The sequence below is a fragment of the Streptomyces hilarionis genome (assembly GCF_024539675.1).
In the GTDB taxonomy this organism is placed as follows: Bacteria; Actinomycetota; Actinomycetes; order Streptomycetales; family Streptomycetaceae; genus Streptomyces; species Streptomyces hilarionis.
In genome coordinates, this window is sequence record NZ_JAHHIT010000195.1 from 1 (window position 1) to 15,695 (window position 15,695).

A 15,695-nucleotide genomic window follows, 5' to 3' on the forward strand; every position below is an offset into this window, starting at 1 on the left:
GCCCCGGACACCCCCGAAGCCCCTGGGGTCCCCGAGGTCGCGGCCTCCGCGGCCTCCGCGGCCGCCGCTCCCGCCGTCGTGTCCGAGGCGCGCCCGCAGCCGGAAGCCGAGCCCCTGCCCCGCGGCCCCGCGGCAGGCCCGCACCCGCACCCGCACCCGCACCCCGGCGTCTCCCTGACCCGATCCAGGGCGGTCACGGAACGAATGCCGGCGCCGGGCGGGCCCATCCGGCAGGCGGAAGGGCCGCCGGCCGAGGGCGCGCCGGCCGCGGGCGAGCCGCCCGCGCGCGGGCCCGGCGGTGAGCTGCCCGGGCCGGCCGTTGCGGCCGCTTCCGTGGGCGGCGGCCGGCGCGCGCGTACCCGTCCGGGGCGAGCGGGCCGGCGCTCCGGCCCGCGCCGGGGCGCCCTCGCCGCCCTCGCCGCGGTCGTCGTCGCCGGTGTGGTCGCCGCCGTCCTGCTGGCGACGGCTCCCGGTGGGCACGACGGTGACGGGCGGACCGCCGGATCCCCGCCCGGCCCCTCCGCGATCGCCGACTCCGCGGTCACCACGGCCGCGCCGTCCGCCTCCCCGACGGTCGAGGGGACCTTCAGGCCGCCGAGTCTGCCCCCGGGCGCGCACCAGGAGGCCGGCGGCTTCGCCTGGGCGACGCCGAGGGGCTGGCGACGCGACGTGAAGACGGGCGCGGAGGTGCACTACACGTCCCCGGACGGCGTCCAGGAGCTCGTCGCCAAGTCCTCCCTGGCGCGGGGGGACTTGATGGACACCTGGCGCACGTCCGAGCAGAACGCCCGGGAGGGCCGCGACTACCGCAAGATCCGCCTGGAGGAGACGACGTTCCGGGGCCTGCGGGCGGTCGTCTGGGAGTACACGTTCACCCTCAGGGGCACCCCCTGGCACGCCCGGCTCCTCGGCTTCGACGAGAACGGGACGTCGTACCAGGTCAACACCTGGTACCAGCCCGGGGCGGAGGCGTCGGCCCTGCCGACGTACGAAAAGGTCAAGGACAGCTTCACGGTGACGTGAGCCGGACCCGGGGCGGCGCGGCACGGCGGAACGACCGAGGGGAGGAGGCCCGCTCGCTTCGGCGGGCCTCCTCCCCTCGGTCGTTCACCCGGACCCGGGCTCGTCGCTCAGACCTTGGTCTGCGCGTCCGTGTCCGTGCCGGTCGTCGTGGCGGTCGTGGCCACGGAGGCCGGCCGGTCCTTGCGGCCGTTCCACTGCCGCACGAAGGCGATGGCGACGACGACCGCCGCGACGAGCAGCGACAGCAGCACCGTCGTCCGGCCGCTGCTCTCGCCCTCGGTGTCGGTCAGCATGTAACCGAGGACGAAGACGATCAGCGCGGCGGTGGCCCAGGTCAGGTAGGGGTACAGCCACATCTTCACGACCAGCTTCTCCGGCGCCTCGGCCTGGATGATCCTGCGCATCCGCAGCTGCGAGAAGCAGATGACCAGCCAGACGAACAGGGCCACGGCCCCGCTGGAGTTCACGAGGAAGAGGAAGACGGAGTCGGGGAACCGGTAGTTGAAGAAGACGGCGACGAACCCGAAGACCACGGAGGAGACGATCGCCGCGAGCGGGACGCCCCGGCCGGTCGTCCGGGCGAAGGCCTTCGGCGCGTCTCCCCGCTCACCGAGCGAGAAGGCCATGCGGGAGGCCGTGTAGAGCCCGGAGTTGAGGCAGGACAGCACCGACGTCAGCACGATGAAGTTCATGATCTGGCCGGCGTGCGCGATGCCCAGGGAGTTGAGGGCGGCGACGTAGGAGCCCTGGTCCTTGATGGACGGGTCGTTCCAGGGCAGCAGCGTGACGACGATGAAGATCGAGCCGAGGTAGAAGACGCCGATCCGCCAGATGATGCTGTTGGTCGACTTGGTCACGGCCCGCTGCGGGTTCTCGGACTCGCCGGCGGCCAGGGTGGCGATCTCGCTGCCCATGAAGGAGAAGACGACGAGCAGCACGCCGGTGAGGATCGCGCCGGGTCCGTGGGGCAGGAAGCCGCCGTGGTCGGTGAGGTTGCCCAGTCCCGCCTTGTCGCTGTCGACGCCGGGCAGCACGCCGAAGACGGCGAGCGCGCCCACGACGATGAACGCGCCGATGGCGACGACCTTGATGCCGGCGAACCAGAACTCGAACTCGCCGTAGGAGCCGACGGAGACCAGGTTCGTGGCCGTCAGCACCACCATCACGATGAGGGCCCAGCCCCACTGCGGTACGGCGGGGATCCACCCTTCGAGGATCTTCGCCCCGGCGGTGGCCTCCACCGCGAGCACGACGACCCAGAAGAACCAGTACAGCCAGCCGATGGAGAACCCGGCCCAGCGGCCGAGCGCCCGGTCGGCGTGCGCGGAGAACGAGCCGGAGGTCGGGTTGGCCGCGGACATCTCCCCGAGCATGCGCATCACCAGCACCACGAGCGTGCCGACGAGCGCGTAGGACAGCAGGATGCCGGGGCCCGCGGTGGCGATGCCGGAGCTGGATCCGACGAACAGCCCCGCGCCGATGACACCGCCGATGGCGATCATCGACAGATGCCGGTTCTTCAGGCCCGCCTGGAGGCCGGAACCGTTGGCCGCGGGGGCCCCGGGGTCGTGCTCTGCCGGGGAAAGGGTCGGCTGCGAAGTCATGGGGACGGTCTTCCTTTGCGCCGCGTGGGGAATCTGGTGCCTCGTGTGGGGGGAAGCGTTACGAGCCGGTCCAGTGAATCGGAGGTGAATGAATTCGGGAACCTCTGATTCGGAATCGTTACTTGAGGTTTTCCTGAGGTTCTATGGGGTTGAGCAGGCTTTATGGACGCGGCACCCGGCGCTGCTACCCCGCGCCGCCCGTGTCACACTCATCCCATGCGCGTGTATCTCGGCTCGGACCATGCCGGCTTCGAACTCAAGAATCACCTCGTCGAATGGCTCAGGGCGGCGGGTCACGACCCCGTCGACTGCGGGCCGCACATCTACGACGCCCAGGACGACTACCCGCCGTTCTGCCTGCGCGCCGCGGAGCGGACGGCCGCGGACCCCGAGGCCCTCGGCATCGTCATCGGCGGCTCCGGCAACGGCGAGCAGATCGCGGCGAACAAGGTGAAGGGCGTGCGTGCGGCCCTCGCCTGGAGCGAGGAGACCGCGTCCCTCGGCCGCCAGCACAACAACGCCAACGTCGTCGCGGTCGGCGCCCGCATGCACACCCAGGACGAGGCGACCAAGTTCGTCGAGACGTTCCTGGCCACCCCGTTCTCCGAGGACGAGCGGCACATCCGCCGCATCGACATGCTCGCGGCGTACGAGACCACGGGCGACCTCCCGGAGATCCCCGCCCACCACCCCCAGCAGTAGCCCGCGGTCCGGATCCCGGCCGTCCCTCGCGGCGGCCGGGCGCCGGACGCGGACCGCCCGCCCCGCCCGACCGGTTCGGGCGCGCGGGCGGTGCGGAAAGGAACGCGCCGGTGCCAGAAGGGCACACCATCCACCGGCTGGCACAGGACTACGCCCGTTTCGCCGGCCGCCCCCTCCAGGTCACCAGCCCCCAGGGCAAGTTCGCCGACGCCGCCGCCCTCCTCACCGGCGGCCCGCTCACCCGCACCGAGGCGCACGGCAAACACCTCTTCCTCGGCTTCGGCGGCGAACGGTGGATCCACATCCACCTCGGCCTCTTCGGCAAGGTCGCCTTCGGCGACGCCCCCGCGCCCGCGTCCGCCGACACCGTGCGCCTGCGCCTGGCCGACCCCACCTCCTACGTGGACCTCCGGGGTCCCACGACGTGCGCCCTGATCGGGGACGTCGAGAAGCGGGCCGTGCACGCCCGGCTCGGCCCGGACCCGCTGCGCGCCGACGCCGACCCGCTGCGCGCCTACGCCCGCGTCTCCCGCAGCCGTACGACGATCGCCGCACTCCTCATGGACCAGAAGGTCATCGCCGGCGTGGGCAACGTGTACCGCGCCGAGGTCCTCTTCCGGCACGGCATCGACCCCTACCGGGCGGGCCGGACCGTCACGCCCGCCGAATGGGACGCGATCTGGGCCGACCTCGTCGCCCTCATGCGCGAGGGCGTCCGCCACAACCGCATCGACACGGTCCGCCCCCAGCACACCCCGGAGGCGATGGGCCGCGCGCCCCGCGTCGACGACCACGGCGGCGAGGTGTACGTCTACCGCCGCACGCACCAGCCCTGCCACCTGTGCGGCGACACCGTCCGCACCGCCGGCCTCGCCGCCCGCAACCTCTTCTGGTGCCCCACCTGCCAGAAGAACTGAAGGATCCGCCAGAAGAACTGACCGGCCCGCCGGGGAAACCGAAGCCGACGGGTCCGGGGCCCGGGGCCGGGGCCGCCTGCGACACGTCCTAGAAGCCGTGGGGCAGCCAGGGCGCCGACGCCGACCCGAACGCCACCGCCGCCTCCGCCAGCGCCCCCTGCCGCTCCTCGCGCACCCGGCCGGCCGCCGCCAGCGAGGCCAGGCTCACCCCGCCGAGGTACGCCGCCCCCAACTCCCGCACCGAGAGCGCGAGATCGGGCGCGTCCGCGGTGGGCGTGCAGACCGCCCCCTTGGCGTCGCCGCTCAGCCGCCAACGCCCCGTGTTCCAGGGGCAGAAGGCGTCCTCGACGTCCAGGACCACGTCCACCGGCGACTGGTACGTGCGCGCCTCCAGCGCCGCGCCGACGTCCACGAGCCGGACGTACAGCGAGTCCCGCACCCGCAGGTCGCAGCGCCGGACGTCGGAGACGAGATGCTGCCACGCCTCGTCCACGGGCCGCCCGCGCAGCTTCAGCGAGGCGGTGAGGTCGACGTCGAACAGGAAGCGCCACAACGCCGCCCGGGACAGGGGGTCCACCCCGGCCAGATCCTGCAACTGCACCTGCCCGTCGGGCCCGCCGTCCGTCCACCGCGGAAGCACCCGGAAGCGGGCGTACCCGGTGACCTCGCCGTCGCGCTCGGCGAGCACGCACTGGAGCGGCGACGCGCCGCCCCGCCCGCTCTCCGGGTCGAGCAGCCCCAGCCGCTCCCAGCCGGGCCGCCGCGCCAGCATCCCGGGCCGGCCGGGCACGGTGTGCGCGTACACGCGCTCGCACGCCGCGAGTTCGGCGCCGGGGTCGGCGTACCGCACGCGTACGTCGTCCGCCCCGGCCGGGACGGACAGCCCCACCCGGCTCGTGTCGATCTCGGCGTTCAGCGCGAAGGTCGCCGTGCCGTACCCGAAGCGGCCGTAGATCGCCGGCTCGGACGCGGTGAGCGCCGCCAGCGGCTCGCCCCACGCCCGCACGTCGTCCATCAGCCGGCGCATCATCGCCGTCAGCATCCCGCGCCGCCGGTGCGTCGCGCTCACCGAGACCATCGTCACACCGGCCGTCGGCACCGAGGCCCCGCCGGGCACGGTCAGCCGGAAGTCGTAGGCGCCCGCCGTCCCCACGCACCTGTCGCCGTCCCACACGCCCAGGGACCGTTCGTACGGGGTGAGCCCCCGGAAGAGCTCCCGCTCCTCGGGCGGTTCCGCGACCCCGCCGAAGGCCCTGAGGAGAGCGTCGTACCACTCGTCCCATTCGTCCCGTCGCAGGTCCCGCATCCGCCCTGCCGCCTCGCTCGTCATGACCTCATGCCTAGCAGCCCGATGCGGGACGAGCCAGGGAATTTCGCCCACCCGGCGGCGCGAGCGCTTTCCGTGAAGTTCACTGTGAAGTTGAGCCTCGGAGGGGGGACAAGTGGGACCTCCCGTGCCAAGCGACGGGTTCGATGGATAGGGTCCCGAACTAATGGCAGCAGGACGACAGCGGCGCGCGGAAGCCGAGACGTTGGCGGCCCGGATGAGGCACTTGTGGCACCGGGTCCGCACCGGCGTGCGCCGAAGCGCCGTGGACTACTTCCGCGGCGACGGCTCGGACTGGATCGCGCTGGCCTTCCTGCTGCTCACCGTGCCGCTGATCGCCCTCACCACGCTCGCCAACTCGGTGTGGTGCTCCCCGGCCGCCCTCGTCCTGCCGATCGTCGCCGGCGGCCTGCTGCTGCGGCCGTCGAGCCTGCTCGGCCTGTACGCGGCGGCGGCCACGGCGCTCATCGTGGAGTCGGTGCGGCTGGGCCCGTACACCGAGGGCCCCTCCCGCGTCACGCCCGGCGTGGTGCTCGTCGTCGCCGCATGCGGTTTCTTCGGGCTGCTCATCGCCCAGTTCCGCAGCCGGGTCGGCGTGCCCTGGCGGCGCGGCGGCACCATGCTCTTCGACCTGCGCGAACGCATCCGCGTGCAGAGCAAGCTGCCGGGCCTGCCGCCGGGCTGGCACCGCGAGATGGCGCTGCGGCCCGCGGGCGGCCAGTCCTTCTCCGGGGACTTCGTCGTCGCGGCCCGCACCAACGGCGGCCGCACCCTGGAGGTCGTCCTCACCGACGTCTCGGGCAAGGGCATGGACGCCGGCTCGCGCGCCCTGCTGCTGTCGGGCGCCTTCGGCGGACTGCTCGGCTCGCTGCCCCCGCACGCGTTCCTGCCGGCCGCCAACGGCTATCTGCTCCGCCAGGACTGGGACGAGGGCTTCGCGACCTCCATCCACCTCGTCCTCGACCTCGACTCCGGCGACTACGAGCTCTACTCGGCCGGCCACCCGCCGGGCCTCCAGCTCAGCGCGGGCAGCGGCCGCTGGGAGGAGAAGGCCGCCGAGGGCCCCCTCCTCGGGGTGTACGACGGCGCCCAGTTCGACCCGGTGAAGGGCTCGCTGCGCCCCGGCGACGTGCTGATGCTCTTCACCGACGGCCTGGTGGAGACGTCCGACCGGGACATAGTGGAGGGCATCGACCGCCTCACCGGCGAGGCCGACCGCTATGTGGCCGGCGGCTTCCAGGGCGCCGCCTGGCACCTGATCGAGGCCGTCGCGAAGGACGTCAACGACGACCGGGCCCTGCTGCTGATCTGCCGCGAGGGCCCCACGGCCCTGTCGGCGCCGCTGTCCTGAGCCCGGCCGGCCCGGCCCGAGCCCTGTCCTTCGAGGGGAACCCGTCATGCTCACGCTGCCCGAGGTCGAGGCCCTGGCCCGCTCCGCCCACGCGGGGCAGACGGACAAGGCCGGCCGGCCCTACGCCGAGCACCTGCGGGCGGTCGCGCAGGGTGTCCGCGACCGGGGCGGCGACGCCGACCAGATCGCGGCCGCCTGGCTGCACGACGCCGTCGAGGACGACGCCCTGTCCGAGGCCTGGCTGGCCGCGGCCGACCTGAGCGACCGTACGAAAGCGGTCGTCTCGGCGGTCACCAAGCGGACGGGCGAGACACCGCAGGCGTACGCGGCGCGCATCCTCGCCACGCCGGGCGCGCTCCTGGTGAAGGAGGCGGACCTGGCGCACAACGCCGACCCGGCCCGGCTGGCGGCCCTGGACCAGCCCACCCGCATCCGGCTGACCGAGAAGTACGCGCGGATGCGCGCCCTTCTCGGCCTCACGGATCAGCCTTCCTGAACCCCGGCCGGCTCACGCGGCGCCGAGGCCGACTCCCGCTCCCGCGGGAGCTCCTGCTCGGGCCGCCGGTCCCGGTCCGGCTGCCGCCCGGCGCGCTCGCGGGCGAGTTCGGCGGCGTCCGGCTTGAAGGCCCAGGCCATCTTCGGCTCCATCACGAACCGGAAGACCCGTCGTACGGGCGGGCTGCACAGCGCGGTGACGGCCGCGGCGATCGCGACGCTGACCGCGATCTCGCCCAGCGGCCCGTGCAGCGCCGGGTGGTCGAACCAGCCCCGGTAGTCGGCGCCCTTGATCAGGAAGCCGTGCAGCAGATAGCCGCACAGCGTGCCCGCGCCGAGCGCCGTGAACCACGTCCTGCGCCCCGGCACCCAGGAGAAGAAGCACGCCGTCAGCAGCAGTGAGCAGCCGAGCAGCCCGAGCTGCATGAGGGGGCCGACCCACCACGGCTGCCCGAACTCCTGTGCGGCGGAACGGTGGTAGAGCCAGCCGGTGTCCACCCTCGACACCGCCCACCAGCAGAACGCCAGGGACGCGGCGAACACCGGGACCGCCGCGATCCGCACCGAGCGGCGACGGACCAGCCGGAAGTGCTCGGGCCGCAGGCACAGGCCGAGCACGAAGTACGGCAGGAACTGAAGGACGCGCTGGAGGTCCAGGTCACCGCCGAAGTGGGGGGTCAGGGACGCCAGCATCGCGATGGCCAGCGCGACCGGGAGCGGGTGGCGGAGCATCTTCCAGATCGGCGTCGTCAGCCGCCAGATGAACAGCGCGCACAGGAACCAGGTGAGGTAGTACGGGTCGAGGAGGGTGATGGCGGCCTGCGGGTCGTGGTCGACGAAGCGCTTGAAGAGCGGATACGCGCTCTCGAACACGACGTAGGGCACGGCCACCCCGGTGATCAGCCGCTTCAGCCGCGCGGGGCTGCCGTCGAAGCTGCGCGAGAAGAACCCCGAGACGACGATGAACGCCGGCATGTGGAACGTGTACACGAGCATGTACGCGGCTTGCAGCACCCGGCTGTCGCCCTTGAGCGGCTCCCAGGAGTGGCCCAGCGCGACCAGCACGATGGCCAGGTACTTGGCGTTGTCGAAGAACGCGTCGCGCTGCCCGCCGGGCCGTGGGGACGGACGCTCGGCGGGTCTGTCCCCGGGGCGGCCGGAGCCGGACCGGCCGGGGGACCGGTCGTCGTGATCGTCCTGGGGACCGTTGTGCTGATCGTTCCGGTTCTTGGGCGAGCGGGAGCCCGGAACGAGAGACGGGGCGGCGTGGAACATTCGAGGCACCCTAGCCGCGTGCCCGCGTATTCGTAAAACACTCCAGGTCATTCCTCGTTATGCGGCGTCCCGGACCCGGCGTCGATCCGGGTCGCGCGTGTCAGTGAAAGCCTGACCGACCGTGATGTCACGATTCATCCCGACTAAAAGGTGCATAACGCCGGTTGTGGGGCCGTAGTTGACGTGACAACGGTCATTATTCGAATTCCCTGCGCACACGTTGTGTGGAAAAGGGGAGCGGCCGTCCCAATTCCCGTGCGGACAAGCCCCCGAATTGTCATGCGGCGCACCGGGGGCCGGAGACGGTCGCGCGATGATGCGTCACGGGCCGCATAGGGAGGCCGGGTTGGTGGCACGATGGTCTCGGGAGTGCGGACCGACCGAGGGCGTGTGATCAGTTGTGGCCATTTCACTGTCAGTGGTGCTGCTTTTGGCGATCATCCTGGTCGTGTTGATCCGAGGAGGATCGATCAAGGCGGGCCCGGCCATCGTCGCCATCCTGTTCGGCTTCTTCCTCGCGTCGACCGGCATGGCCCCGTCGATCAACCGGTTCCTCAACTCCCTCGCCGACACGATCAACTCGATCAGCTTCTGAGGCGAGGGGCGCGCCCCTCGCGGCCCGCTCGCGGCCGGATCCTCCCGTGCGGTGCGCCCGCGGCCGGGTCCGCCCGGCCACGGGCCCGGCCGTCGGCGGTGGGCTCGGTCGCCGGCGCATCCCGCGCTCGCCGAGGCCTCGTGTGCGGCGCCCGGGCCGGTGCGGCAGCCGGCGTCGGCCTTCACCACGCGGACCTCCCAGGGCTCCCGGCCGGGTCCGTGGACCCGCACCTTGTCCTGGAGGGCGTGCTCAGCTCGCCCTCGGGCGGGACGACGCGCCCGCGGGCTGCTGCCCCGGCCTCGTGACCGCGCCCCTGTACGACGTCCAGGCGGCCGAGCCGGCGAAGGTCTTCAAGGCGCTGGGCGACCCGGTCCGGCTGCGTCTGCCGTCGCTGATCGCCTCGCGGTCGGGCGGCGAGGTCCGCGTGTGCGACCTGCCCCCGGCCTTCGACCTGTCGCAGCCGACGATCTCGCACCACCTCAAGCTGCTCCGGCGGGCGGGCCTCACCGACTGCGAGCGCCGCGGCAGGACCCCTCGCCATGACCGCTGCAGCCGACCGCCCGTCCGTCCTGTCCGTCTGCGTCCACAACGCGGCAGGGGGCGAAGTCGTCCGCCCGATCCGCGACGAGATCGCCAAGCGCGTCCGCCGCCTGGTCGAGGAGATCGCCCCGCGGACGCGGTCGTGAGCGCGAACGGCCGGTTCCGCACCGTCGCGACGACGTCCGAGCACGCGCAGGGGCCCGAGGCTCCACCGGCTCGGCGTCGACGAGGGCGACGTCACGTCCGAGACCACCGTCCCGAGCTGGGAGGAGTGCGACGCCGCCAGGCTGCCCCGGCACCGCTCCGTCAACTCGTCGCCTCGACCGAGGCCGACGGCGTCCGGACGATCCGGTCCGGCGTCCTCCCCGAGAAACACCGTGCGTCCCGCCCTCCGCGCGCGGGCGGGCGAACGATTCCGCCCCCTCCCGCGAAGGCGCCCGAGGAGCGTCCGAGAGGCGCGCGGAGGCACGCGGGGGCGCGAACGAAACGAGCGGAGGCACGTGTGTGTGTGGGGGGGGCGAACGACGCGACGCGGCCCGGAGAACGCACAGGGCCAGGCGGAGAACGCACTCTCCGACCTGGCCCTGAGCCCTACAGAGCGGGCGACGGGAATCGAACCCGCGTAGCTAGTTTGGAAGACTAGTGCTCTACCATTGAGCTACGCCCGCACATGACGCGCCGCAGGTCAGCCGACCGCGGCACTGCACGCATCGTAGCGGGTCCGAGGCCTGTGCCGCACACCGCCTTTTCCGCCCCCGCCGCCGTCCGCCCGAGGGCCCGGTGAATGCGGCGGTCGGAGGGCGTGCGGGCATGTACCCTACGTGTCGCACCAGACGGGGTGTGGCGCAGCTTGGTAGCGCGTCCGCTTTGGGAGCGGAAGGCCGTGGGTTCAAATCCCGCCACCCCGACCACATGCCGCGGCCGTCGCGGACCGTCTCCGGCAGCCCGTGCGGTCACCTCGCTTGATCGCCTTTGGGGCGTGTCGTCGCTGCCGTTACTATGCAAGCTGCACGCCCGTGCGTCCTCATTCTCTGAAGTCCTCCGGGCGGCGAATCCGTCGGAGCCGGTCTGGCTCCGGCAGAAACCAAGAAGTCAGCCCCCAAGGAGACCGAACCGTGAAGAGCGCCGTGGAGACCCTGAACCCGACCCGGGTTCGGCTCAGCATCGAGGTGCCCTTCGAGGAGCTCAAGGACAGCCTCGACGCGGCGTACAAGAAGATCAACCAGCAGGTCACGGTGAAGGGCTTCCGCAAGGGCAAGATCCCCGCCCGGGTCATCGACCAGCGCTTCGGCCGTGGCGCCGTGCTGGAGGAGGCCGTCAACGACGCGCTGCCGAAGTTCTACACGGAGGCCGTCAACGAGGCGGAGATCGACGTCCTCGGCCAGCCCGAGGTCGACATCACGGAGCTGAAGGACGGCGAGACGCTGAACTTCACCGCCGAGGTCGACGTGCGCCCCGCCCTGGAGCTCCCCGAGGACTTCTCCTCCATCGAGGTCGAGGTCGACGCCGTCGAGGTCACCGAAGAGGACATCGACAAGTCGGTCGAGCAGCTCCGCGAGCGCTTCGCCTCGACCTCCCCGGTCGAGCGCGCCGCCGAGGACGGCGACGTCGTGACGGTCGACCTGGAGGCCAAGGTCGACGGCGAGGTCCTGGAGGACGGCGTCGCGAGCGGCGTCTCCTACACCATCGGCTCCGGCGAGCTGCTGGACGGCATCGACGAGGCCGTCAAGGGCCTGGAGGCCGGTGGCGAGACCACCTTCACCTCCGAGCTGAAGGGCGGCTCCGCGGCCGGCAAGGAGGCCGAGGTCACCGTCAAGGTCACCCAGGTCGCCGCCCGCGAGCTCCCCGCGCTGGACGACGAGTTCGCGCAGCTCGCCTCCGAGTTCGACACCCTCGACGAGCTGAAGGCCGACAGCCGCAAGCGCCTCGAGAACATGAAGCAGTACGACCAGGCCACGCAGGCCCAGGAGCGCGTCCTGGAGAAGCTGCTGGAGCTCGTCGAGGTGCCCGTCCCCGAGAAGCTCCTCGCGGACGAGATCAACACCCGCAAGCACAACCTGGAGCACCACCAGCTCGGTCAGATGGGCCTCGACCTCGACAAGTACCTGGAGATCCAGGGCAAGACCGCCGAGGAGTTCGAGACCGAGACCCGCGAGGCCGCGGTCAAGGGCATCAAGACCCAGTTCGTGCTCGACGAGCTCGTCAAGCGCGAGAAGCTGAACGTCAACCAGGAGGAGCTCACCGAGCACCTCATGCGCCGTGCCGCCTCCTCCGGCATGTCCCCCGACCAGTTCGCCCAGGCGGTCGTCGAGGGCGGTCAGGTCCCGCTGCTGGTCGGCGAGGTCGCCCGCGGCAAGGCGCTGGCCACGGTCGTCGAGTCCGCCACGGTGAAGGACACCAACGGCGAGGTCGTCGACCTGGACGACGAGGACGACGAGACGGGCGAGAACACGGAGTCCGCCGAGGCCGCCGCCGAGACGGAGACCTCCGAGGAGAAGACCGAGGGCTGAAAAGCCCCGCGTCTCCTCTGACGCACACGAGGGGCCCCGGAGCGGCGATCGCTCCGGGGCCCCTTCGTCGTCCGCGCCCCCGGCCGACTACGCCCCCGGCGAACACTCTCCTCTCCGGGATTCTCCGACGGGACCCGCGCGTTAGGGTCCATGAGTACGAGGGCAGGGGAGTCCCCGAGCCCCAGGCAGTACACGTGAGACGGCCCGGCGCCGTCGTAAGACGAGCAGGTGGATACGTGACGAATCTGATGCCCTCCGCCGCCGGCGAGCCTTCCATCGGCGGTGGCCTCGGCGACCAGGTCTACAACCGGCTGCTCGGCGAGCGGATCATCTTCCTCGGCCAGCCGGTCGACGACGACATCGCCAACAAGATCACCGCACAGTTGCTGCTCCTTGCCGCAGACCCGGACAAGGACATCTACCTCTACATCAACAGCCCCGGCGGCTCCATCACGGCCGGTATGGCGATCTACGACACCATGCAGTTCATCAAGAACGACGTGGTGACCATCGCCATGGGCCTGGCCGCCTCCATGGGCCAGTTCCTGCTCAGTGCGGGCACCCCCGGCAAGCGCTTCGCGCTGCCGAACGCCGAGATCCTGATCCACCAGCCCTCCGCGGGTCTGGCCGGATCGGCCTCGGACATCAAGATCCACGCCGAGCGGCTGCTGCACACCAAGAAGCGCATGGCGGAGCTGACCTCGCAGCACACCGGCCAGTCGGTCGAGCAGATCACCCGCGACTCGGACCGCGACCGGTGGTTCGACGCGTTCGAGGCCAAGGAGTACGGCCTCATCGACGACGTCATCCCGACGGCCGCCGGCATGCCGGGCGGCGGCGGCACCGGGGCGGCCTGAGGCCACCCCTGACGGCGGCAGGGCCGCACAGGGCGCTCCCCGGAGCTCTCCGCGCCCCCTGCTTCCCTCCGAGGCCCCAGGAGTCCGCTGAGGCCTCCGGGAGGCCCAGGAAGCCCCTCGGGGCTCCCGGGCCGCCCGGAGCCTCCCAGCGGGCGTCCGGGAGCCGTCGGAAGCCGTCGGAGCCTCTCTCCAGCCCCTCCTGCCCACCGCCCCAGCCCCCTTTCCAGGAGACATCGTGAACGACTTCCCCGGCAGCGGCATCTACGCCCGCACCGAGGCCGAATACACCGGACCCCGCGCCGAGTCCCGCTACGTCATCCCGCGCTTCGTCGAGCGCACCTCCCAGGGCATCCGCGAGTACGACCCCTACGCGAAGCTGTTCGAGGAGCGCGTGATCTTCCTCGGCGTGCAGATCGACGACGCCTCCGCCAACGACGTCATGGCGCAGCTGCTGTGCCTGGAGTCGATGGACCCCGACCGGGACATCTCGGTCTACATCAACAGCCCGGGCGGCTCCTTCACGGCGCTGACCGCGATCTACGACACCATGCAGTTCGTGAAGCCCGACATCCAGACGGTCTGCATGGGCCAGGCGGCCTCCGCCGCCGCGATCCTGCTGGCCGCCGGCACGCCGGGCAAGCGGATGGCGCTGCCGAACGCGCGCGTGCTGATCCACCAGCCGTACAGTGAGACGGGCCGCGGTCAGGTCTCCGACCTGGAGATCGCCGCCAACGAGATCCTCCGGATGCGCGCGCAGCTGGAGGACATGCTGGCCAAGCACTCGACCACGCCGATCGAGAAGATCCGCGAGGACATCGAGCGCGACAAGATCCTCACGGCCGAGGACGCGCTGTCGTACGGCCTGATCGACCAGATCATCTCCACCCGGAAGATGAACAACGAGTCTCTGCGTTGACGTTCGCGGTCGCTCCGTTCGGACCCCCTCGGCACGGTGTGACACGGTCCACGTCGCAGTGAACCGTGCCAAGGGGGGCCCGAACGGGGGTCCAGGCAAGGTACCGTCGGAATAAGGCAGCACCAGGAGCCGCTGGATTCGTAAGCGTCCAGGCGTCTCCCAGGCGAAGGGGAAGCACACCGTGGCACGCATCGGTGACGGCGGCGATCTGCTCAAGTGCTCGTTCTGCGGCAAGAGCCAGAAGCAGGTCAAGAAGCTCATCGCAGGGCCCGGTGTCTACATCTGCGACGAGTGCATCGATCTCTGCAACGAGATCATCGAGGAAGAGCTCGCGGAGACGAGCGAGGTCCGCTGGGAGGAACTCCCGAAGCCGCGCGAGATCTACGAGTTCCTCGAGGGCTACGTGGTGGGCCAGGAGCCCGCGAAGAAGGCCCTGTCGGTCGCGGTGTACAACCACTACAAGCGCGTCCAGGCCGGCGAGAACGGCGGCGCCCAAGGGCGTGACGACGCCATCGAGTTGGCGAAGTCGAACATCCTGCTGCTCGGCCCCACGGGCTCGGGCAAGACGCTTCTCGCGCAGACCCTGGCGCGCATGCTGAACGTCCCCTTCGCGATTGCCGACGCCACGGCGCTCACCGAGGCGGGTTACGTCGGCGAGGACGTCGAGAACATCCTGCTGAAGCTGATCCAGGCCGCCGACTACGACGTCAAGAAGGCCGAGACCGGGATCATCTACATCGACGAGATCGACAAGGTCGCGCGCAAGAGCGAGAACCCCTCCATCACGCGTGACGTGTCGGGCGAGGGTGTCCAGCAGGCGCTGCTGAAGATCCTGGAGGGCACCACCGCCTCGGTCCCCCCGCAGGGCGGACGCAAGCACCCGCACCAGGAGTTCATCCAGATCGACACCACGAACGTGCTGTTCATCGTGGGCGGCGCCTTCTCGGGCCTGGAGAAGATCATCGAGACCCGGGCCGGCGCCAAGGGCATCGGCTTCGGCGCCACGATCCGCTCCAAGCGCGAGCTGGAGTCCAAGGACCAGTTCGAGGCGGTCATGCCCGAGGACCTGGTCAAGTTCGGCATGATCCCCGAGTTCATCGGCCGTCTGCCCGTCATCACCTCGGTCCACAACCTGGACCGCGAGGCGCTGCTCCAGATCCTGATCGAGCCGCGCAACGCGCTGGTCAAGCAGTACCAGCGGCTCTTCGAACTCGACGGCGTGGAGCTGGACTTCGAGCGCGAGGCCCTGGAGGCCATCGCCGACCAGGCCATCCTGCGCCAGACCGGCGCCCGCGGCCTGCGCGCCATCATGGAGGAGGTCCTCCAGGCGGTGATGTACGAGGTCCCGTCCCGCAAGGACGTGGCGCGCGTCGTCATCACGGCGGACGTGGTGCTCTCCAACGTCAACCCGACCCTGATCCCCCGCGACGCCCGCGGCGGCCGCGGCCCGGGCGAGGCGAAGACCGCCTAGGGCGTGTTTCGAAAGTCCCGTCTGCCCGGCGACGCCTGGCACGCACGCTCGCCGCGTTGTCGGGGTCACCCCGATACAACCAGTATCGGGGTGACCCTCCGCCTTGCGATCG

At 71.3% G+C, this 15,695-nt stretch carries 14 protein-coding genes, 2 tRNA genes and 2 pseudogenes; 13 read left to right on the forward strand and 5 right to left on the reverse strand.

Going from position 1 to position 15,695, the window contains the following annotated elements; translation table 11 throughout:
- Positions 1-1,023 (forward strand): serine/threonine kinase C-terminal domain-containing protein (locus tag KMS84_RS33820; protein ID WP_498066957.1); only part of this gene is annotated, 1,023 nt, incomplete at its 5' end.
- Positions 1,024-1,130: 107 nt separating this feature from the next.
- Here KMS84_RS33820 and KMS84_RS33825 read toward each other — a convergent pair.
- Positions 1,131-2,627 (reverse strand): amino acid permease, encoded by a 1,497-nt coding sequence (locus KMS84_RS33825; protein WP_256920348.1) that lies wholly within the window; start codon positions 2,625-2,627, stop codon positions 1,131-1,133.
- 216 nt (positions 2,628-2,843) lie between these two features.
- Between KMS84_RS33825 and KMS84_RS33830 the strand changes: the two genes are divergently transcribed.
- Both KMS84_RS33830 and KMS84_RS33835 read left to right on the forward strand, forming a co-directional pair.
- The gene (locus KMS84_RS33830) at positions 2,844-3,329 is read left to right on the forward strand and encodes a ribose-5-phosphate isomerase (protein WP_256920349.1); all 486 of its coding nucleotides are present in this window, start codon (positions 2,844-2,846) and stop codon (positions 3,327-3,329) included.
- 110 nt (positions 3,330-3,439) lie between these two features.
- A complete protein-coding gene (locus tag KMS84_RS33835) occupies positions 3,440-4,246 on the forward strand; it encodes an Fpg/Nei family DNA glycosylase (RefSeq protein ID WP_256920350.1) in 807 nt (268 codons plus the stop codon).
- Positions 4,247-4,334: 88 nt separating this feature from the next.
- Here the strand turns inward: KMS84_RS33835 and KMS84_RS33840 are convergent, their stop codons facing one another.
- On the reverse strand, positions 4,335-5,576 hold the full coding sequence (locus tag KMS84_RS33840) for a GNAT family N-acetyltransferase (protein WP_256920351.1): 1,242 nt from the start codon (positions 5,574-5,576) through the stop codon (positions 4,335-4,337).
- Positions 5,577-5,739: 163 nt separating this feature from the next.
- Here KMS84_RS33840 and KMS84_RS33845 point away from each other — a divergent pair, with 163 nt between their 5' ends.
- A complete protein-coding gene (locus KMS84_RS33845) occupies positions 5,740-6,924 on the forward strand; it encodes a PP2C family protein-serine/threonine phosphatase (RefSeq protein ID WP_256920352.1) in 1,185 nt (394 codons plus the stop codon).
- Between the two features lie 46 nt (positions 6,925-6,970).
- Positions 6,971-7,420 (forward strand): HD domain-containing protein, encoded by a 450-nt coding sequence (locus tag KMS84_RS33850; protein WP_256920353.1) that lies wholly within the window; start codon positions 6,971-6,973, stop codon positions 7,418-7,420.
- Here the strand turns inward: KMS84_RS33850 and KMS84_RS33855 are convergent.
- Positions 7,408-8,694 carry an acyltransferase family protein gene (locus KMS84_RS33855; RefSeq protein ID WP_256920354.1) on the reverse strand — a complete coding sequence of 429 codons (1,287 nt, stop codon included), beginning with the start codon at positions 8,692-8,694 and terminating at the stop codon, positions 7,408-7,410. The genes KMS84_RS33850 and KMS84_RS33855 overlap by 13 nt on opposite strands.
- A gap of 400 nt (positions 8,695-9,094) precedes the next feature.
- On the opposite strand from KMS84_RS33855, the gene KMS84_RS33860 reads away from it, so the two are divergent.
- Positions 9,095-9,289, forward strand: coding sequence for a hypothetical protein (locus KMS84_RS33860; protein ID WP_108999428.1), 195 nt, complete (start codon positions 9,095-9,097; stop codon positions 9,287-9,289).
- A 116-nt stretch (positions 9,290-9,405) separates the two neighbouring features.
- On the opposite strand, the pseudogene KMS84_RS43495 reads toward KMS84_RS33860, so the two are convergent.
- A pseudogene (locus KMS84_RS43495) lies at positions 9,406-9,537 on the reverse strand (glyoxalase/bleomycin resistance/dioxygenase family protein); the annotation flags it as partial.
- A gap of 53 nt (positions 9,538-9,590) precedes the next feature.
- Here KMS84_RS43495 and KMS84_RS33870 point away from each other — a divergent pair.
- Together KMS84_RS33870 and KMS84_RS33875 are read left to right on the forward strand one after the other, a co-directional pair.
- Positions 9,591-9,815: pseudogene (locus KMS84_RS33870) on the forward strand (ArsR/SmtB family transcription factor); the annotation flags it as partial.
- A 13-nt stretch (positions 9,816-9,828) separates the two neighbouring features.
- The gene (locus KMS84_RS33875) at positions 9,829-9,975 is read left to right on the forward strand and encodes a hypothetical protein (protein ID WP_256920355.1); all 147 of its coding nucleotides are present in this window, start codon (positions 9,829-9,831) and stop codon (positions 9,973-9,975) included.
- 451 nt (positions 9,976-10,426) lie between these two features.
- Here KMS84_RS33875 and KMS84_RS33880 read toward each other — a convergent pair.
- Positions 10,427-10,497, reverse strand: a tRNA-Gly gene (locus tag KMS84_RS33880).
- A 166-nt stretch (positions 10,498-10,663) separates the two neighbouring features.
- Here KMS84_RS33880 and KMS84_RS33885 point away from each other — a divergent pair.
- The 5 genes from KMS84_RS33885 (at position 10,664) to clpX (ending at position 15,583) form a co-directional block, all read left to right on the forward strand.
- Positions 10,664-10,740 (forward strand) — tRNA-Pro (locus tag KMS84_RS33885).
- Between the two features lie 204 nt (positions 10,741-10,944).
- On the forward strand, positions 10,945-12,339 hold the full coding sequence (tig, locus tag KMS84_RS33890; RefSeq protein WP_256920356.1) for a trigger factor: 1,395 nt from the start codon (positions 10,945-10,947) through the stop codon (positions 12,337-12,339).
- 248 nt (positions 12,340-12,587) lie between these two features.
- Positions 12,588-13,196 (forward strand): ATP-dependent Clp protease proteolytic subunit, encoded by a 609-nt coding sequence (locus KMS84_RS33895; RefSeq protein ID WP_030779489.1) that lies wholly within the window; start codon positions 12,588-12,590, stop codon positions 13,194-13,196.
- A gap of 235 nt (positions 13,197-13,431) precedes the next feature.
- Positions 13,432-14,112, forward strand: coding sequence for an ATP-dependent Clp protease proteolytic subunit (locus tag KMS84_RS33900; protein WP_069772791.1), 681 nt, complete (start codon positions 13,432-13,434; stop codon positions 14,110-14,112).
- A 181-nt stretch (positions 14,113-14,293) separates the two neighbouring features.
- Entirely contained in the window at positions 14,294-15,583 is a 1,290-nt protein-coding gene (clpX, locus tag KMS84_RS33905; protein ID WP_256920357.1) for an ATP-dependent Clp protease ATP-binding subunit ClpX, read from the forward strand.
- The last annotated feature ends 112 nt before the right edge of the window (positions 15,584-15,695 follow it).

Bases quoted from the DNA above. Each gene is read 5' to 3' on its own strand.
- KMS84_RS33845 (WP_256920352.1), top strand. From the start codon at position 5,740: ATGGCAGCAGGACGACAGCGGCGCGCGGAAGCCGAGACGTTGGCGGCC.
- KMS84_RS33875 (WP_256920355.1), top strand. From the start codon at position 9,829: ATGACCGCTGCAGCCGACCGCCCGTCCGTCCTGTCCGTCTGCGTCCAC.
- KMS84_RS33895 (WP_030779489.1), top strand. From the start codon at position 12,588: ATGCCCTCCGCCGCCGGCGAGCCTTCCATCGGCGGTGGCCTCGGCGAC.
- KMS84_RS33850 (WP_256920353.1), top strand. From the start codon at position 6,971: ATGCTCACGCTGCCCGAGGTCGAGGCCCTGGCCCGCTCCGCCCACGCG.
- KMS84_RS33830 (WP_256920349.1), top strand. From the start codon at position 2,844: ATGCGCGTGTATCTCGGCTCGGACCATGCCGGCTTCGAACTCAAGAAT.
- KMS84_RS33855 (WP_256920354.1), bottom strand. From the start codon at position 8,694: ATGTTCCACGCCGCCCCGTCTCTCGTTCCGGGCTCCCGCTCGCCCAAG.
- KMS84_RS33840 (WP_256920351.1), bottom strand. From the start codon at position 5,576: ATGACGAGCGAGGCGGCAGGGCGGATGCGGGACCTGCGACGGGACGAA.
- KMS84_RS33825 (WP_256920348.1), bottom strand. From the start codon at position 2,627: ATGACTTCGCAGCCGACCCTTTCCCCGGCAGAGCACGACCCCGGGGCC.